Genomic DNA, 15,394 nt, shown 5'->3' with positions numbered 1-15,394 from the left:
CCGCACGCCAGCGGATCCAACCCTGCCGATGTTCGTCGACCGTCGCGTTCAACAAAGACGCGTTCCCCACCCGCCAGCATTCATCGCCAGCGAACCCATTCATTTCGCCTGCCGAAACAAGCCCAGCTTTCTTGCGTTAGTCTTCAGGCGCAATATCAGGCTTTCGTTCACGTTGCGGTCGGAGAGCAGCGCGGCTCACTGGCCAATCGCGCTCAACAGGACCTGCGGCTTGGAACCTGTAAATCAGTAAAGCTCTCGCCCGAGAGCCCGGCTTTCACCCGTAGGTCTACGGGGCCGACACCGATGTGTTGACCGGAACGTAGTCGTTCCCACGGGATATTCCAAGAGCTTTTTGCGGGCCAATCCGGCTTTTATGGGGGCATTTTTCGGGCCGATACGGCCCGCGGAATGCCCGCCAGGTCTGCCTTGGGTGGCCTGTCCAATGACAACGCGGCGGCCCTCATCAAGGTTTCAATATTTTGGGCCTGACCCTGTCCGGCCTCGACGACCAGGGCGCCGCCGGGGGCGAGGCGCTCGCTCGCCTGCGGGATCAGGGTGCGGTAGGCATCATATCCGTCGTTGCCGCCGTCGAGCGCCAAATGCGGGTCGTGCTCGCGCACCTCGACGCTCAATTTCGGAATTTCAGCCGAGGGAATATAGGGCGGGTTCGAGACGATGAGGTCGAACGGGCCACGGAGCGCGGTGGCGTAGGAGCAGGCGACGAAGCCGGCACGGCCGGCGAGGCCGAGCGCGGCGGCATTGTCCCTGGCGGTTATGAGCGCGTTCTGGCTGAGGTCGGTACCGACGCCGAACGCATCCGGAATTTCGTGCAGCAGCGCGAGCAGGATCGCGCCGGAGCCGGTGCCGACGTCGGCGATACGCGGCGGGTGAGAGGCCTGTCGTTCGCGAAGAATTTCGAGCGCAAGCTCGACCACGGTCTCGGTATCGGGGCGCGGCACCAGGGTCGCCTCCGACAGGCGGAACGGCAGGCCCCAGAATTCGCGCGTCCCGAGAATGCGCGCCACCGGCTCGCCGGCGATGCGGCGCTGCGTATGTTGCGCGAGCCGCGATGCTTCGGCCGCGGTGAGGGGACGGGCCGCCTGCGCAATCAGGCCGGTGAGGTCGAGGCCGAGTGCCGCACTGATCAGGATGCGTGCGTCGAACTCGGCTTCGTCGAGCCCTGCCGATCTCAGTTGCGCAGCCAGCGCGCGCCGCGCGCTCTCGATGGATTGCCCGGTGAAGAGGTTGCTCACGCCTCAGGCCGCCGCGCCTTGCGCAGCGAGCTGTGCGGCCTGGTGCTCCGTCGTCAGTGCGTCGATCAATTCGCCGAGCGCTTCACCCGCGATCACCTGGGGCAGCTTGTAGAGCGTGAGGTTGATGCGATGATCGGTGACGCGCCCTTGCGGAAAATTGTAGGTGCGGATGCGCTCGGAGCGATCGCCGGAGCCGACCTTCTCCTTGCGCTCGGCCGAGCGCGCCGCCTCGACGCGTTGCCGCTCGGCGTCATAGATGCGCGAGCGGAGGATGTTCATGGCGGAGGCGCGGTTCTTGTGCTGCGAACGGCTGTCCTGCATCATCACCACGATGCCGGTCGGGATGTGGGTGATGCGGATCGCCGATTCGGTCTTGTTGACGTGCTGGCCACCAGCGCCCCCTGCGCGCATGGTCTCGATGCGCAGGTCGTCGTTCTTGATGTCGACGTCGACGTCCTCGACCTCGGGCAGCACGGCGACCGTTGCCGCCGAGGTGTGGATGCGTCCCTGTGTCTCGGTGTCGGGGACGCGCTGCACGCGGTGCACGCCGGATTCGAATTTCAGCTTCGAGAATGCGCCGCGGCCCTGGATCTCGGCGATGATTTCCTTGTAGCCGCCGACCGTGCCTTCGCTGGCGGAGATCACCTCGACCTTCCAGCCCTGCAAGCTGGCGAAGCGCTCGTACATCCGGAACAGGTCGCCGGCGAACAGCGAGGCCTCGTCGCCGCCGGTGCCGGCGCGGATTTCCAGCATGACGTTGCGATCGTCCATGGCGTCCTTGGGCAGGAGCGCGACGCGGATCTTCTGGACCAGTTCCTCGATTTTCGGCGCGAGCTCGTCGCGTTCGGCTTCGGCCATGCTCCGCATCTCGGCATCGGTGGCGGGATCGGCGATCAGCGCCTCGGTGTCGGCGAGCTCCTTGACGGCGGAGCGATAGGCCTTCACCGCCTCGATCAGCGGCGTGAGCTCGGCGAGCTCGCGCGTGATCTGCACGTAGCGCTCGGAGGCGAGCTGCCCGAGCGATTCGGCCTCGAGCGAGGCGTGATGCGCGAGCAGGACGTCCAGTTTGGCTTCGGGAAGTGACGACATCGGTTCAGTCTCAAAGGGCGGAAGGGGGCGAGGGCGGCGGGAAAGCGGGCGATCGGCCCGCTACAACGCAAGGCCCTCGGCCTCGGCAAATTCCGTCAGCTTCTGCCGGATCGAGACGCTGCCCGCGGGTGCATCCAGCAGAGGGCCCAGCATCGCTTCGGCCTTCTTGGCGTCGAGGTCGAGCACCATCGCCTTGACCGGGCCGAGTGCGGTGGCCGAGAGCGAGAGCGAGCGGTAGCCCAGCGCAATGAGCGCCAGCGCGCCGATCGGCTTCGAGGCCATCTCGCCGCAGAGCGAGAGCGATTTCTGCGCAGCGTGGGCCTGGCGTGCGATGTCGCGCAGCGCTCGCAGGATCGGCGCCGACATGGTGTCGAAGCGCTCGGACACCTTGGCATTGCCGCGGTCGACCGCGAACAGGAACTGGAACAGGTCGTTGGAGCCGACCGAGATGAAGTCGACTTTCTTCAGGAGTTCGTCGAGCTGGTAGAGCAGCGCGGGCACCTCGACCATGGTGCCGATGTCGATTCGCTCAGGCAGCGTGTGGCCGTGCTGGCGCAGATATGTCAGCTCGCGCTCGACCAGCGCCTTGGCCGAGTCGAATTCGGCGACCTCCGAGATCATCGGGAACATGATGCGCAGCGCGCGGCCGCCGCCGGCCCGCAGCAGCGCGCGGATCTGGCCGCGCAACAGGCCGGGACGATCGAGCCCAAGCCGGATCGCGCGCCAGCCGAGCGCGGGATTTTCCTCGATCACCGCTTCCATATAGGGCAGCGCCTTGTCGCCGCCGATATCGAGCGTGCGGAAGGTGACGGGCTTAGGTCCGGCGGCATCCAGCACGGTGCGATAGAGCGCGAGCTGGTCGCTGGTGCGCGGCAGGCTCTGGCCCACCATGAATTGCAGCTCGGTGCGGAACAGGCCGATGCCGGCGCTCCCGGTGTCCTCGATATGCGGCAGGTCGATGGCAAGACCTGCGTTGATCATCAGCTCGACCTTCTGGCCGTCCCGGGTGACGCAGGGCCGGTCGCGCAGCGCCAGATACTGTGCCTGGCGGCGGGCGCGGAAGCGCACGCGCTCGGCGAAGGCGGCTTCGATCTCCTGCGACGGGCGCACATAGATCGAGCCGGACGTGCCGTCGACGATGATGGCATCGCCGGGATCGGCGATGCCGGGCGCGTTCGGCACCTCGCCGACCGCAGGGATGCCCAGCGCCCGCGCCACGATCGAAACGTGCGAATTGGCGGTGCCTTCCTCCAGCACGATGCCGCGCAGGCGCTTGCGGTCGTAGTCCAGCAGCGCCGCCGGACCCATCGCGCGGGCGATGACGATGGCGTTGTCGGGCAATTGTTCGCGCGAGGGTGCGTGATCCTGGCCGACCAGCTGCCGCATCAGGCGGTAGCCCAGGTCTTCCAGATCGTGCAGGCGGTCGCGCAAATAGGGGTCGGTCGAGCGCAGCATGCGCGCGCGGGTGTCGGACTGCACGCGCTCGACCGCCGCTTCCGCGGTCAGGCCGGTCGCGACCGCCTCGTGCAGCTTGTGCGACCAGCCCTGGTCGTTGGCGAACATGCGGTAGGCTTCCAGCACCTCGCGATGCTCGCCGCCTTCGGCGACGTCGCCGCGCTCCAGCATGCGGTCGAGATCGGCACGCAGCTTGGCGAGCGCGGTATCGAGCCGCTTGATTTCCTTCGGCAGGTCCTCGGCGATGTAGTCCTTGATGACGACGCGCGGCTCGTGCAGCACGACATGGCCGAGCGCAATGCCCTCCGACAGGATGGCGCCGACTTTCTGCGCCGAATGGCGCGCCGCCGGTTCCTGGCCCGGCTGGGCCAGCGCGGACAATTCGCCCGAGGCGATCAGCTCGGCCAGCACCATCGCGGTGGTTTGGAGCGCCTCGAGCTCCTCCTCGACGTAATTGCGCTTGGCGCGGTTCTGCACCACCAGCACGCCGAGCGTGTTACCGGCGCGCAGGATCGGCACGCCGAGGAAGGAGTGATAGATTTCTTCACCGGTCTCGGGGCGGAACGAGAAGGCCGGGTGGCTCTGCGCATCGCTCAGATTGAGCGGCGTCGCCTCGCTGGCGACGAGGCCGACCAGGCCCTCATGGGCGCTGAGCACGGTGTGGTGCACCGCCTCGCGGTTCAGACCTTCGGTGGCGTAGAGCTCGAGCGTGTTGTCGATTCGCAGCACGTAGACCGAGCACACTTCGGCCACCATGTTGGCGGCGATCAGCACCACGATCTTGTCCAGCCGCTCCTGGGCCGAGACCTGCTCCGCCATGGTCTCGCGGAGCCGTCTCAACAAGACGCGGGGACCTCCCGACGCGCTCCGCATGAACCGTCAATCTCCTCCGTCTGCCGGGCCCGGCGGTATCGGCCGGCGGCTGGACCAAAATTCCAGAAAAACAATCAAATTGTTTGTCCGGCGCAGGCACAAGCCCAAAATCCACGGGAAATTTAGCGCTTGTACCGAATCAGCGCCGCCTGAACTGGGACACAGTCTGCGGCAGCCCACCCTGTCCGCCGTATAGCGAATTGAGGCTTGTTTTGCCAAGCAAAACGCCTGCCAAACGCGAAGGTGTGTATACCTTCGCGTTTGCTGCGACCGCTAAGAGAAAATTAGCCTAAGCTTGGTCCGGAAAAGTGCGAAGCGGTTTTCCGGAAAGACCATGCTCAAACGGCAATCTGAAGCGCGACGAGGGTCGCGCTTCAGGCTTGGTCGAGGCCGTAGAGCGTGTGCAGGGTGCGCACCGCAAGCTCGGTATAGGCGGTATCGATCAAAACCGAGAATTTGATCTCGGAGGTTGTAATGGCCCGGATGTTGATGTTCCGTCGGGCGAGAGCCGAGAACGCCTGGGCGGCGACGCCGGCATGGCTGCGCATGCCGCTGCCGATTACCGAGATCTTGGCGACGTCGGTGGCGGTATCGAGCCGCGCATAGCCGATCTTGGCCTTGGCGGCGGTAATCGTGTCCTTGGCACGGGTGAAGTCCGCGGCCGGCACGGTGAAGGTGAGGTCGGTGGTTTTGCCGTCCTCGGAAACATTCTGCACGATCATGTCGACGTTGATGTTGGCATCGGCCAGCGGGCCGAAAATCGAGGCCGCAACGCCGGGCTTATCCTCGATCTGGCGCACCGAGATCTGAGCCTCGTCCTTGGAGAAGGCGATGCCGGTGACGACGTGGTTTTCCATGATCTCCTCCTCGCCGCAGATCAGGGTGCCGGGCGGCTGGTTGGCATGCGGGTCGATATCCTCGGGCTTGTCGAAGCTCGAGCGGACGAAGATCGGCATGTTGTGGACCATGCCGAGTTCCACCGAGCGGACCTGGAGCACTTTGGCGCCCTGCGAGGCCAGTTCCAGCATGTCCTCGAACGCGATCTTGTCGAGCCTCTTGGCCTTCGACACGATTCGCGGGTCGGTGGTGTAGACGCCGTCGACGTCGGTGTAGATGTCGCAGCGGTCGGCCTTGACGGCAGCGGCAATCGCCACGGCCGAGGTGTCGGAGCCGCCGCGGCCGAGCGTGGTGATGCGACCCGTCTCGGGGTTGATGCCCTGGAAGCCGGCGATGACCGCAACCTCCTTGCGCTCCCTGAAGCGCTTGATGATCTCGCCGCCGTCGATGTCCTCGATCCGGGCCGAGGCATGGGCGTCGCTGGTCTTGATCGGGATCTGCCAACCCTGCCAGGAGCGGGCCTGGATGCCCATGCCCTGGAGCACGATGGCAAGAAGACCGGACGTCACCTGTTCGCCCGAGGCGACCACGGCGTCATATTCGCGCGCGTCGTGCATCGGTGAGGCCTCGGTGCACCAGGCGACCAGCTCGTTGGTCTTGCCGGCCATCGCCGAGACGACCACGGCCACTTCGTGGCCGGCATCGACCTCACGCTTCACATGGCGTGCGACGTTGCGGATACGTTCGATGTTGGCGACGGACGTGCCGCCGAATTTCATCACGAGGCGGCTCATGACGACGCGTGCATTCCTTCATAAGGATCAGTATGGTGGCCCGCACTGGACGGGTGCCTCGCGGACACCGACCGCGCGTATACAGAGCGACGGGGCCGGGGGGGCCGGGGCGGGGTAGTGGGTTAACCGAGATCATGGCGCGTTACATCGACGAGATCCTGCAGCCCGGCGAGCGGGTGCTGTATTCGACCAATGCGCACTGGATCTTCTACGTTCCGGCCATCGTGGCCTGGATCGCGGCGCTGGCCCTGCTCATCCTGTCGCGACAGGCGACCGTCGACTGGCTCGTTCTGCTTTGCCTCGCAGCCGCAGCTCTCGCGGCGCTGGCGGGCCTGTATTGGACCGTGAAGGGCTGGTTCCATCGCTTCACCACCGAGACCGACGTCACCAATCTCAGGGTCGTGCACAAGACCGGCTTCATCAAGCGCCGAACCTTCGAGATGGCGCTGGACAAGGTCGAGAGCGTCGACGTCGACCAGACCATTCTTGGACGTATTCTCAACTACGGCGACGTGACGATTCGCGGCGTCGGCGAGGGGATCGAGACGATCAAGACCATCGCCTCGCCGCTCGCTTTCCGTAGTTCGATCACCACGCGGTAGGACCGCGCCCAACCATGAGCATGCAGCAAAATACTTCCCTCTCCACCCAGCCGGGCTCGACCGTCGACGCCACCGAGATCGCGAAATTCTCAAAGCTCTCGGCGGAGTGGTGGGACCCGAAGGGCAAGATGGCGCCGCTGCACCGGATCAACCCGCTGCGGCTCGGCTATATCCGCGACGCCGCCTGCCGCAAGTTCGAGCGTAATGTACGAAGCCTGAACTGCCTGGCCGGCCTGCGCGTGCTCGACATCGGCTGCGGCGCCGGCCTGCTCTGCGAGCCGCTGTCGCGCCTCGGAGCGCAGGTCATCGGCATCGATCCCTCCGCGAGCAACATCGCGGCGGCGAAGCTGCATGCCGACAAGAGCCATCTGGCGATCGACTATCGCTGCACCACGGTTGAGGAGATCGACCCGCGCGAGCGCTTCGACATCGTGCTGGCGATGGAAGTGGTCGAGCACGTCACCGACGTCGGCGTCTTCCTGAAGCGTTGCGCCGCGATGCTGAAGCCGAACGGCCTGATGGTGGTCTCGACGCTGAACCGCAACTGGAAGAGTTTTGCGCTCGCCATCGTCGGCGCCGAATACGTGCTGCGCTGGCTGCCGCGTGGCACGCATGAGTGGAACAAGTTCGTCACGCCGGACGAACTGACGAAATACCTGCTCGACAACCGCCTCGTCATCACCGAGCAGACCGGCGTCGTCTACTCGCCCTTCGCCGACAAATGGTCTCTGTCGTCCGACATGGACGTGAACTACATGGTGGTCGCTGAAGCGATGGTGTGAGGCTATCGGTCGGCGCGAGCATCGCTCCTATGACGTGGGCGTGATTGACCTGCTTGAGCGCAAGCGGCAGGTTGACTGTCTCTTCCTCGCGCCCGCCATCCCATGTTCACCATCGCCAGCCTCTGGATTCCCTTCACCATCATTGCCGCGCTCGGGCAGGTCGCGCGCAATGCGATGCAGCGGTCGTTGACCAAGCCGCTGGGGACCTGGGGCGCGACCAATATCCGCTTCCTGTTCGGCTTTCCGTTCTCGCTGCTGTTCTTGGGGTTGGTGCTGCTCGCGACTGGCGATCATCTGAGCGCGCCGCCGACCGTGTTCTGGCCGTGGCTGCTATTGGGCGCGCTCAGCCAGATCGTCGCCACCGGCCTGATGCTGCTCGCGATGAACGACCGCTCCTTCGTCGTGACGACGGCCTACCTGAAGACCGAGGCGATCCAGACCGCGATCTTCGGCTTCGTCTTCCTCGGCGACCACCTGACCTGGCTGAAGGTGCTGGCGATCGTGATCGCCACCATCGGCGTCGTCATCACCGCGCTCCGCCCCGGCGGCGAGAAGAGCTTTGCCGAGCTGAAGCCGACCATCACCGGCCTCGTTGCCGCGGCGGCCTTCGCGCTCTCCGCAGTCGGCTTTCGCGGCGCCATCATCAATGTGCCGGATGTCTCCTTCGTGACCGCGGCGTCGATCACGCTGGTGCTCGGCCTGTTCGTGCAGACGCTGGTGCTGACGATCTATCTGCTCTGGCGCGCTCCAAAAGTGCTGCAGGCGATCCTCGGCCTGTGGAAGCCGTCGATGCTCGCGGGCTTCACGGGTGCCCTCGCCTCGCAATTCTGGTTCCTGGCATTCGCGCTGACGGCGGCCGCCAATGTCCGCACACTCGCTTTGGTCGAGGTGCTGTTCGCGCAAGCCGTCGCCTACTACTCGTTCAAGCAGCCGATCGCGCGGCGCGAGATTCTTGGCATCGCGCTGATCGTGATCGGCGTGGCGGTGCTGGTGGGGGCCTAATTCCGGTCTTCCGGCAGGGTCGGCAGCGGCGACACCTCGATGCCTTCCTCGATCAGCGACTTCGCTTCTTCGGGCGATGCCTCGCCGTAGATCGGGCGGTGCTCCTTGTCGCCGTAATGCATGGCCCGGGCTTCGTTCGCAAAACGCTCGCCGACATTGTCGGCGTTCTTGACGATGTGATCGCGCAGCTCCTTGAGCTTGGCGCGCAGCTCGCGCTCCTGCGCCATCAGCAACGAGGTCGGCCCTGACGGCGCAGCCTCTGGCGTGGTCGCAGCCACGGGCTCCGGCGGCGGCGTGGCGCGCCCGCGCCCCTTCTTGCTGACGATGCGCGGCGCCATGATGGCCTTGCCGACCTTGGCTGAGCCGCAGATCGGGCAGGTCACGAGCTTCCGCCTCACCTGCGAATCATAGGCCGACGAGCTCTGGAACCAGCTCTCGAAGTCATGGTCGCGGTCGCAGCGTAGCGCGTAGCGGATCATGCCGATCCCCGCACGAGGTGCAAATGGTCCGGCCCCGCCTTGGGATCGGAGACGCCGAAGCGGCGGCCGTGCTGGAGCGAGGGAATCGCCCGGCGCGCGGTCTCGACCTTGGCCGGGTCGATCTTGGCCATGATGATGCCCGGCTCGACGTCGCCCTCGGCGAGGATCTCGCCCCAGGGGTCGATGATCAGGGAGTGGCCATAGGTCTCGCGCTTGTTCTCGTGCAGGCCTGCCTGCGCCGCGGCAAAGATGAAGCAGCCGGTCTCGATCGCGCGGGCACGCAGCAGCACGTGCCAATGCGCTTCCCCGGTCTTGCGGGTGAAGGCCGACGGCACGGTGATGAAATAGGCGCCGCTTTCGGCCAGCGCGCGGTACAGCGCAGGGAAGCGCACGTCGTAGCAGATCGTCAAGCCGACGCGGCCCCAGGGCAGATCTGAGATCACCGCGGTCTCGCCCGGCTGGTAATTGGCGGATTCGCGATAGCTCTCGCCGTCCGGCAGCTCGATGTCGAACATGTGGATCTTGTCGTAGCTCGCGAGCACGTTGCCCTCGGGCCCGATCAGGAAGGAGCGGTTGACCGCCTTCTCCGGCGAAAAGCGCAGCGCCAGCGAGCCGACATGGAGGTGAATTTTCAGCTCCGCCGCGAGCGCCCGGTAGGCCCTTAGCGAGGTGTCGTCCTCTTCGCTCTGGAGATGCTCGAACAGCGCCTTGCGGTTCAGCTGCATCATGTTGCTGACTTCGGGCGTCTGCACGTAATCGGCGCCATTGGCCGCAGCCTGCCGGATCAGCTTCGTGGCCTGTTCGAGGCTCGGCCCGGGCATCAGGCCGGTGCGCATCTGCACCATGGCGGCCGTGAACGTGCGGTTCTCGCTCATGACGTAGCCTTCACGCTTTCGAGCATGCCATCGAGCTTGCCTTCGCGATCGAGCGCATAGAGGTCGTCGCAGCCGCCGACATGGGTGCCGCCGATCCAGATCTGCGGGAATGTCGAACCTTGGCCGGCGCGGCCGTACATTTCCTGGCGCCAGGACGGGTTCTTGGCGACGTCGAATTCGGTGAAGGTCGCCTTCTTGCGGGTCAGCAGCGACTTGGCGGCGGAACAATAGCCGCAGCCCGGCCGGGTGTAGATCTCGACAGCAGCAGTCATTTCGTCTGGCGCTCTCATGTCATGAATTCGTTGAATTATATGGGACGGGGGCCGCTCTCGACAACCCGGGCAAAGACCAGCACGTCGACCTGGGCCGCCTTGGCGCGGAGCAGGGCTCGCGCGCAGGCATCGAGCGTCGCCCCTGACGTCAGGACATCGTCGATCAGGACAACGCGGCGGCCCTGGACCTCGGCCTGCCGGTCGGGAGATACCTGGAATGCGCCCTGCACATTGGTGGCGCGCTGGGCCCGCGACAGGCCGATCTGCTGCTCGGTGACACGCACCCGCCGCAGCACGTCGCCTGCTACCTTGACCCCGCTCTGCCGCTCGATCACACGGGCGAGGGCTCCGGACTGATTGTAGCGGCGCCGCCAGGCCCGCCGCCAATGCAGGGGCACGGGCACCAGCATGTCGGCGCCGGTCAGCAACTCGCGGCCCGCGCGCGCCATCCAGCGGCCCATGGCAGGCGCCAGATCGGTGCGGTCCTGGTATTTCAGCGCATGGACAAGCGAGCGCGCGACGTCGTCATAGCGCACCGCCGCGCGCGCCCGCTGGTAGGCCGGCGGGCTCGCGATCGCCTCCATCGACAGCATGTCGGGGCCGGGGTCATAGACGAAGGGGATGCCGAGCCGCGGGCAATAGGGCCGTTCGATGAACGACAGCCGCGCCCAGCACGAAGCGCAAACGCCTTCGCCCTCGACCGGCTCGTGGCAGGATACGCACTGTGTTGGCAGCGCGATGTCGAGCGCCAGCCGCGCCGCCCGCGCCAGCACGTGGCGGCCGGCCGTCCACGCGGCTCGAAGCGGTGCGACGATGGAACGGGAAGGGACGGTGTTAGCTTCCATGTGGGGAGGCTAGCGTTGTACGCAGCGGATTGCCAGAACCGTGGAGATCGGCGTAACCAGCGGCATGGCCCAACCCCCTCAAACCCCGCCTGCTTTGTTCGATCGCGCCTTGCTGCACGCGCGGCAGCGGCGTGCGCAGGCGCAGGGTCTCGTGAGCTTCCTGCTCGATCGCGTTGCCGAGGACATGTCAGACCGGTTGGCGGCGGTGATGCGGGAGTTTCACGCTCCCGCCGACCTCTGGACGCCCGGCGCGGGCCTGGTGGCGTTGCGCACGCGGCTTCCTTCCATCGAGCACATCGCGCTCGACGCGGCCGGCGCGGAGAAGCTTCCCTTCGCGCCGGAAAGCCTGGACCTCCTCGTCTCGGCGCTGGCGCTGCAATTCGTCAACGACCTGCCGGGCGTGCTGGCGCAGATCCGGCGGGCGCTGAAGCCGGACGGCCTGCTGCTTGCCGCGATGATCGGCGGCGACAGCCTCACCGAGCTGCGGCAGGCCTTTGCGGCGGCGGAAGCCGAATGCGAGGGCGGCGTGTCGCCGCGTGTCGCACCGTTTGCGGACCTCCGCGATATCGGCGCGCTGCTGCAGCGCGCGGGCTTTGCCTTGCCGGTGACTGACGTCGATCGTGTCGTGGTGCGCTATGGCAATGCGTTCGCCTTGATGCAGGATCTCCGCCGCATGGGCGCGGCCAATGTGCTGATCGAGCGGCGCCGCACACCTAGCAGGCGCGCGACGCTGCTGCGGATGGCCGAGATTTACACCGAGCGCTTTGCCGATGCCGACGGCCGCATCCGCGCGACGTTCGACATCATCTGGCTCTCTGGCTGGGCGCCGCATGCGAGCCAGCAACAGCCGCTCAAGCCGGGGTCGGCGAAAGCGAGCCTGGCGGAGGCGGTGAAGAAGGCCGGGAAGGAGTGATGTATGTCCCGGACGCGCTGCAGCGTTCTAACGCTGCTGCGCAGAGCCAGGACCCGGTCTGCGGCCTGGGGCCCCCGGCTCTGCAGCGCTTCGCGCTGCGTCCGGGGTACAGTGCAATCACATCAGCAAATCGATCAGATGCGGGATCAGCGGAATATCCGCCGGCGGCATCGGGTAGTCGCGCAGCTTGTTGGCGCGGACCCAGGCAAGGTTCTGGCCTTCGCGTGCGGTGACCATTCCCTCCCAACGCCGGCAGATGTAGAGCGGCATCAGGAGATGGAAGGTCTCATAAGCGTAGCTGGCGAAGGTCAACGGCGCGAGGCACGGCTCGGCGACTTCGATGCCGAGCTCCTCATGCAGCTCGCGGATCAGGCTCTGCTCCGGCCGCTCGCCCGGTTCGCACTTGCCGCCGGGGAATTCCCAAAGGCCCGCCAGCGCCTTGCCTTCGGGGCGCTGCGCGATCAGGACGCGTTTGTCGGCGTCGACGAGCGCGCAGGCCACCACCAGTGTCAGTTTGAGATCGGCCATGCGTGGTCGTCGCTCGCTGATGATCGTCCGCAACGGTTTGTTAACCTCGTTGCGGTCCATGTTTCGAAGGTCTCCATAAGTCATATTTAATCCACGGTTCCTAGTGTGGGAACGCTTAAACCACACCAGGTCCGACCCATGCGCACTGCGCTTTCCGTTCTCTTCCGCCGGTTCGTCCACGACCGGCGCGGCAATATCGCGGTGATTTTCGCTCTCGCCTGCGTTCCCGTGATCAGTGCGATCGGCTGCGCCATCGATTATTCGCGCGCGACGCTGACCCGGTCCAAGCTTCAGGCTGCCGCCGATGCGGCCAGTGTCGGCTCGATCGCCAAGGCCTCGCCCGGCTTCAAGGCCGCCGGCAACATGACTGCGGACGGCTCCATTTCGGTCGGCGTTACGGACGCCCAGAACATCTTCGATGCCAATCGCGCCAATCTGACCGGCTACACGCTGACGGGCCTCACGCCGACCGTGGTCAAGTCCGGCTCGACCGTCACTGCGACGGTTTCGTTCACCGCAACTATGAACACCATGTTTCTCGGCGTGATCGGCAAGTCCGCGATGACCTTGAGTGGCACGTCGAAGGCGACGGCCAGCATGCCGCTCTATATCGATTTCTATCTGCTGCTGGACAATTCTCCGTCGATGGGTGTCGGCGCGACGCCGAGCGACGTGCAGAAGATGGTCAACAACACGTCCGATAAGTGCGCTTTCGCCTGCCACGACCTCAACGACAAGAACAATTATTACGACCTAGCCAAGAAGCTTGGCGTGACCACCCGGATCGACGTACTTCGGAGCGCCACGCAGTCCTTGATGGATACGGCAAACGCCACTCAGACCTATTCAAACCAGTTCAGAATGGCGATCTATGATTTCGGCGGCTCTGCAAGCTCGCTCGGTCTGCGCAGTCTGTATTCGTTGTCGTCCTCTCTCTCCAGCGCCAAAACGGCGGCCGGCAACATCGACTTGATGTCGGTGAACGGCCAGAACGAGAATAACGATCAGGATACCCCATTCACCGCGGTCTTTCCTGCGATCAACGGCCAGATCAGCTCCCCCGGAAGCGGCACCTCGTCCAGTCCGCTCAAATACCTGTTCTTCGTGTCTGATGGCGTCGCCGACGAGAGTAACACCGGGTGCCTGAAACCGCTCTCGGGCAGCACGCGCTGCCAGTCACCGCTCAACCCTGCGCTTTGCAAGACGATGAAGGATCGCGGCATCAAGATCGCTGTGTTGTACACGACCTATCTCGCGCTGCCGACCAACTCCTGGTACATGAAATGGATCGACCCGTTCAATGCCGGCCCCTATGGCCCGTCGCCGAACAGCCAGATCGCACAGAACATGGAGAGCTGCGCTTCGCCGGGCCTGTATTTTGAGGTCAGCCCGACGCAGGGCATCTCGGACGCCATGAACGCGCTGTTCAAGAAGGCGGTTGCCGACGCAAGGATCTCGGGGTGATTGCTTGGACGCATTCCGGGTTCTCGCTTCGCGAGCCCCGGAATGACACCGTGAGGCCCTACGACCTGTAATCCCCGTTGATCGCCACATATTCCTTGGTGAGATCGCAGGTCATGACGCGGTCGCGGCCCTTGCCGAGGCCGAGCGAGACCAGAATCGCGATCTCCGGCGCCTTCATCGCTTCCGACACCTGGGCCTCGTCATAGGACGGATCGCGCGCGCCGCTCTTGGCGACGCGGATGCCGTTGAAGGAGATCGAGAGCTTGTCGCGATCGGCGGGTTCTCCGGCCTTGCCCACGGCCATCACCACGCGGCCCCAATTGGCGTCCTCGCCGGCGATCGCGGTCTTCACCAGCGGCGAGTTGGCGATCGACATCGCGATCTTGCGGGCGGAGACCTTGGTCTTGGCGCCCTCGACGGTGATCTTGACCAGCTTGCGCGCGCCTTCGCCGTCGCGGGCGACCTGCTCGGCGAGATTGGCGAGCACCTGGTTGAAGGCCTTGACGAAGGTCTTCAGGCGCGGATCGCTGGCGCGGCTGATCTTCGGTGCGCCATGCGCGGCGGCAGCGCCGGTCGCAAACGCCAGCAGCGTGTCGGAGGTCGAGGTGTCGCCGTCGATCGTCACCGCATTGAACGTGTCCTCGACGCCGGCCTTGAGCAGGGCCTGCAGTGCGGCGGGCGCGATCGGCGCGTCGGTGAAGATGAAGGACAGCATCGTCGCCATGTCGGGTGCGATCATGCCGGCGCCCTTGGCCATGCCGTTGATGGTGACCTTGGCCTTGCCGAGCTTGACGGTCGCGGTCGCGACCTTCGGGAAGGTGTCGGTGGTCATGATCGCCCTGGCCGCGGCGAGATAATCGCCGGGCTCGGCGGTTTCGGCGAGACGGCCGAGCACGCCGTCGAACTTGGTGGCGTCCAGCGGCTCGCCGATCACCCCGGTCGAGGCCAGGAAGATCTCGCTCTCGCTGCAGCCGACCGCCTTCGCCGCGATCTTCGCGGTCAGCGCGGTCGAGGCGCGGCCGGTCTTGCCGGTGAAGGCGTTGGCATTGCCGGAATTGACGACGAGCGCGCGCGCCTTGCCGCCCTTCAGCTTGGCGCGGCACCATTCCACCGGGGCCGAGGGGCACTTCGACTTGGTGAAGACGCCGGCGACCGCAGTGCCCTTGTCCATCACCGCCAGCAGCACGTCGGTGCGGTTCTTGTAGCGGATGCCGGCTTCGGCCGTCGCAAGACGGACGCCCGCGATCACGGGCATATCAGGGACGGTTTTGGGGGCGAGGGGAGAGACGGAGGAGGACATCGCGGGCGCCTTGGTAGGGTCTGGACATGCA

At 65.5% G+C, this 15,394-nt stretch carries 15 protein-coding genes; 5 read left to right on the top strand and 10 right to left on the bottom strand.

The window, feature by feature from the left end; genetic code table 11:
- Positions 1 to 371 precede the first annotated feature (371 nt).
- The 4 genes from prmC to DCG74_RS02405 form a co-directional block, all read right to left on the bottom strand.
- Complete coding sequence (prmC, locus tag DCG74_RS02420) at positions 372 to 1,253, bottom strand: peptide chain release factor N(5)-glutamine methyltransferase (protein WP_172788312.1); 882 nt, start codon at positions 1,251 to 1,253, stop codon at positions 372 to 374.
- A gap of 3 nt (positions 1,254 to 1,256) precedes the next feature.
- Positions 1,257 to 2,342 (bottom strand): peptide chain release factor 1, encoded by a 1,086-nt coding sequence (gene prfA, locus DCG74_RS02415; protein ID WP_172788313.1) that lies wholly within the window; start codon positions 2,340 to 2,342, stop codon positions 1,257 to 1,259.
- A 60-nt stretch (positions 2,343 to 2,402) separates the two neighbouring features.
- Positions 2,403 to 4,670, bottom strand: a complete 2,268-nt coding sequence (gene ptsP / locus DCG74_RS02410; RefSeq protein ID WP_172789746.1) for a phosphoenolpyruvate--protein phosphotransferase — start codon at positions 4,668 to 4,670, stop codon at positions 2,403 to 2,405.
- A 374-nt stretch (positions 4,671 to 5,044) separates the two neighbouring features.
- On the bottom strand, positions 5,045 to 6,301 hold the full coding sequence (locus DCG74_RS02405; protein ID WP_172789745.1) for an aspartate kinase: 1,257 nt from the start codon (positions 6,299 to 6,301) through the stop codon (positions 5,045 to 5,047).
- Positions 6,302 to 6,435: 134 nt separating this feature from the next.
- Between DCG74_RS02405 and DCG74_RS02400 the strand changes: the two genes are divergently transcribed.
- The 3 genes from DCG74_RS02400 to DCG74_RS02390 all read left to right on the top strand — a co-directional run bounded on the left by DCG74_RS02400 (position 6,436) and on the right by DCG74_RS02390 (position 8,687).
- The gene (locus DCG74_RS02400; RefSeq protein WP_172786518.1) at positions 6,436 to 6,903 is read left to right on the top strand and encodes a PH domain-containing protein; all 468 of its coding nucleotides are present in this window, start codon (positions 6,436 to 6,438) and stop codon (positions 6,901 to 6,903) included.
- A gap of 14 nt (positions 6,904 to 6,917) precedes the next feature.
- Complete coding sequence (gene ubiG, locus DCG74_RS02395; RefSeq protein WP_172786519.1) at positions 6,918 to 7,685, top strand: bifunctional 2-polyprenyl-6-hydroxyphenol methylase/3-demethylubiquinol 3-O-methyltransferase UbiG; 768 nt, start codon at positions 6,918 to 6,920, stop codon at positions 7,683 to 7,685.
- 102 nt (positions 7,686 to 7,787) lie between these two features.
- Positions 7,788 to 8,687, top strand: coding sequence for an EamA family transporter (locus tag DCG74_RS02390; RefSeq protein WP_172786520.1), 900 nt, complete (start codon positions 7,788 to 7,790; stop codon positions 8,685 to 8,687).
- On the opposite strand, the gene DCG74_RS02385 is transcribed toward DCG74_RS02390, so the two are convergent.
- Genes DCG74_RS02385 through DCG74_RS02370 form a run of 4 tightly spaced genes read right to left on the bottom strand, consistent with a single transcriptional unit; the run spans position 8,684 to position 11,158 of the window.
- Positions 8,684 to 9,166 carry a DUF1178 family protein gene (locus tag DCG74_RS02385; protein ID WP_172786521.1) on the bottom strand — a complete coding sequence of 161 codons (483 nt, stop codon included), beginning with the start codon at positions 9,164 to 9,166 and terminating at the stop codon, positions 8,684 to 8,686. The genes DCG74_RS02390 and DCG74_RS02385 overlap by 4 nt on opposite strands.
- On the bottom strand, positions 9,163 to 10,041 hold the full coding sequence (locus DCG74_RS02380) for a carbon-nitrogen hydrolase family protein (protein ID WP_172786522.1): 879 nt from the start codon (positions 10,039 to 10,041) through the stop codon (positions 9,163 to 9,165). Before DCG74_RS02380 ends, DCG74_RS02385 begins: the two co-directional genes overlap by 4 nt.
- Positions 10,038 to 10,313 carry a glutaredoxin 3 gene (gene grxC, locus DCG74_RS02375; protein ID WP_172786523.1) on the bottom strand — a complete coding sequence of 92 codons (276 nt, stop codon included), beginning with the start codon at positions 10,311 to 10,313 and terminating at the stop codon, positions 10,038 to 10,040. The genes DCG74_RS02380 and grxC overlap by 4 nt, the downstream gene beginning before the upstream one ends.
- Before the next feature lie 35 nt (positions 10,314 to 10,348).
- On the bottom strand, positions 10,349 to 11,158 hold the full coding sequence (locus DCG74_RS02370; RefSeq protein ID WP_172786524.1) for a ComF family protein: 810 nt from the start codon (positions 11,156 to 11,158) through the stop codon (positions 10,349 to 10,351).
- Between the two features lie 64 nt (positions 11,159 to 11,222).
- Here DCG74_RS02370 and DCG74_RS02365 point away from each other — a divergent pair, with 64 nt between their 5' ends.
- Positions 11,223 to 12,071: a methyltransferase domain-containing protein gene (locus DCG74_RS02365; protein ID WP_172786750.1), complete on the top strand. Its 849-nt coding sequence runs from the start codon at positions 11,223 to 11,225 to the stop codon at positions 12,069 to 12,071.
- A 117-nt stretch (positions 12,072 to 12,188) separates the two neighbouring features.
- Here DCG74_RS02365 and DCG74_RS02360 read toward each other — a convergent pair whose 3' ends face one another.
- Positions 12,189 to 12,599 (bottom strand): (deoxy)nucleoside triphosphate pyrophosphohydrolase, encoded by a 411-nt coding sequence (locus DCG74_RS02360; RefSeq protein ID WP_172786525.1) that lies wholly within the window; start codon positions 12,597 to 12,599, stop codon positions 12,189 to 12,191.
- Positions 12,600 to 12,737: 138 nt separating this feature from the next.
- On the opposite strand from DCG74_RS02360, the gene DCG74_RS02355 reads away from it, so the two are divergent.
- Positions 12,738 to 14,063, top strand: a complete 1,326-nt coding sequence (locus tag DCG74_RS02355) for a TadE/TadG family type IV pilus assembly protein (protein WP_172786526.1) — start codon at positions 12,738 to 12,740, stop codon at positions 14,061 to 14,063.
- A 58-nt stretch (positions 14,064 to 14,121) separates the two neighbouring features.
- Here DCG74_RS02355 and argJ read toward each other — a convergent pair whose 3' ends face one another.
- On the bottom strand, positions 14,122 to 15,363 hold the full coding sequence (gene argJ / locus DCG74_RS02350) for a bifunctional glutamate N-acetyltransferase/amino-acid acetyltransferase ArgJ (RefSeq protein WP_172786527.1): 1,242 nt from the start codon (positions 15,361 to 15,363) through the stop codon (positions 14,122 to 14,124).
- Between the last annotated feature and the right edge of the window lie 31 nt (positions 15,364 to 15,394).

The sequence above is a fragment of the Bradyrhizobium sp. WBAH42 genome, from assembly GCF_024585265.1.
GTDB lineage: Bacteria > Pseudomonadota > Alphaproteobacteria > Rhizobiales > Xanthobacteraceae > Bradyrhizobium.
This window is presented reverse-complemented; position numbering and strand designations above follow the sequence as displayed.

What these genes read in the sequence shown, in the direction of transcription:
- prfA (WP_172788313.1), bottom strand. Translation starts at nt 2,342, where the DNA reads ATGTCGTCACTTCCCGAAGCCAAACTGGACGTCCTGCTCGCGCATCAC.
- ptsP (WP_172789746.1), bottom strand. Translation starts at nt 4,670, where the DNA reads ATGCGGAGCGCGTCGGGAGGTCCCCGCGTCTTGTTGAGACGGCTCCGC.
- DCG74_RS02405 (WP_172789745.1), bottom strand. Translation starts at nt 6,301, where the DNA reads ATGAGCCGCCTCGTGATGAAATTCGGCGGCACGTCCGTCGCCAACATC.
- DCG74_RS02400 (WP_172786518.1), top strand. Translation starts at nt 6,436, where the DNA reads ATGGCGCGTTACATCGACGAGATCCTGCAGCCCGGCGAGCGGGTGCTG.
- ubiG (WP_172786519.1), top strand. Translation starts at nt 6,918, where the DNA reads ATGAGCATGCAGCAAAATACTTCCCTCTCCACCCAGCCGGGCTCGACC.
- DCG74_RS02390 (WP_172786520.1), top strand. Translation starts at nt 7,788, where the DNA reads ATGTTCACCATCGCCAGCCTCTGGATTCCCTTCACCATCATTGCCGCG.
- DCG74_RS02385 (WP_172786521.1), bottom strand. Translation starts at nt 9,166, where the DNA reads ATGATCCGCTACGCGCTACGCTGCGACCGCGACCATGACTTCGAGAGC.
- DCG74_RS02380 (WP_172786522.1), bottom strand. Translation starts at nt 10,041, where the DNA reads ATGAGCGAGAACCGCACGTTCACGGCCGCCATGGTGCAGATGCGCACC.
- grxC (WP_172786523.1), bottom strand. Translation starts at nt 10,313, where the DNA reads ATGACTGCTGCTGTCGAGATCTACACCCGGCCGGGCTGCGGCTATTGT.
- DCG74_RS02370 (WP_172786524.1), bottom strand. Translation starts at nt 11,158, where the DNA reads ATGGAAGCTAACACCGTCCCTTCCCGTTCCATCGTCGCACCGCTTCGA.
- DCG74_RS02365 (WP_172786750.1), top strand. Translation starts at nt 11,223, where the DNA reads ATGGCCCAACCCCCTCAAACCCCGCCTGCTTTGTTCGATCGCGCCTTG.
- DCG74_RS02360 (WP_172786525.1), bottom strand. Translation starts at nt 12,599, where the DNA reads ATGGCCGATCTCAAACTGACACTGGTGGTGGCCTGCGCGCTCGTCGAC.
- DCG74_RS02355 (WP_172786526.1), top strand. Translation starts at nt 12,738, where the DNA reads ATGCGCACTGCGCTTTCCGTTCTCTTCCGCCGGTTCGTCCACGACCGG.
- argJ (WP_172786527.1), bottom strand. Translation starts at nt 15,363, where the DNA reads ATGTCCTCCTCCGTCTCTCCCCTCGCCCCCAAAACCGTCCCTGATATG.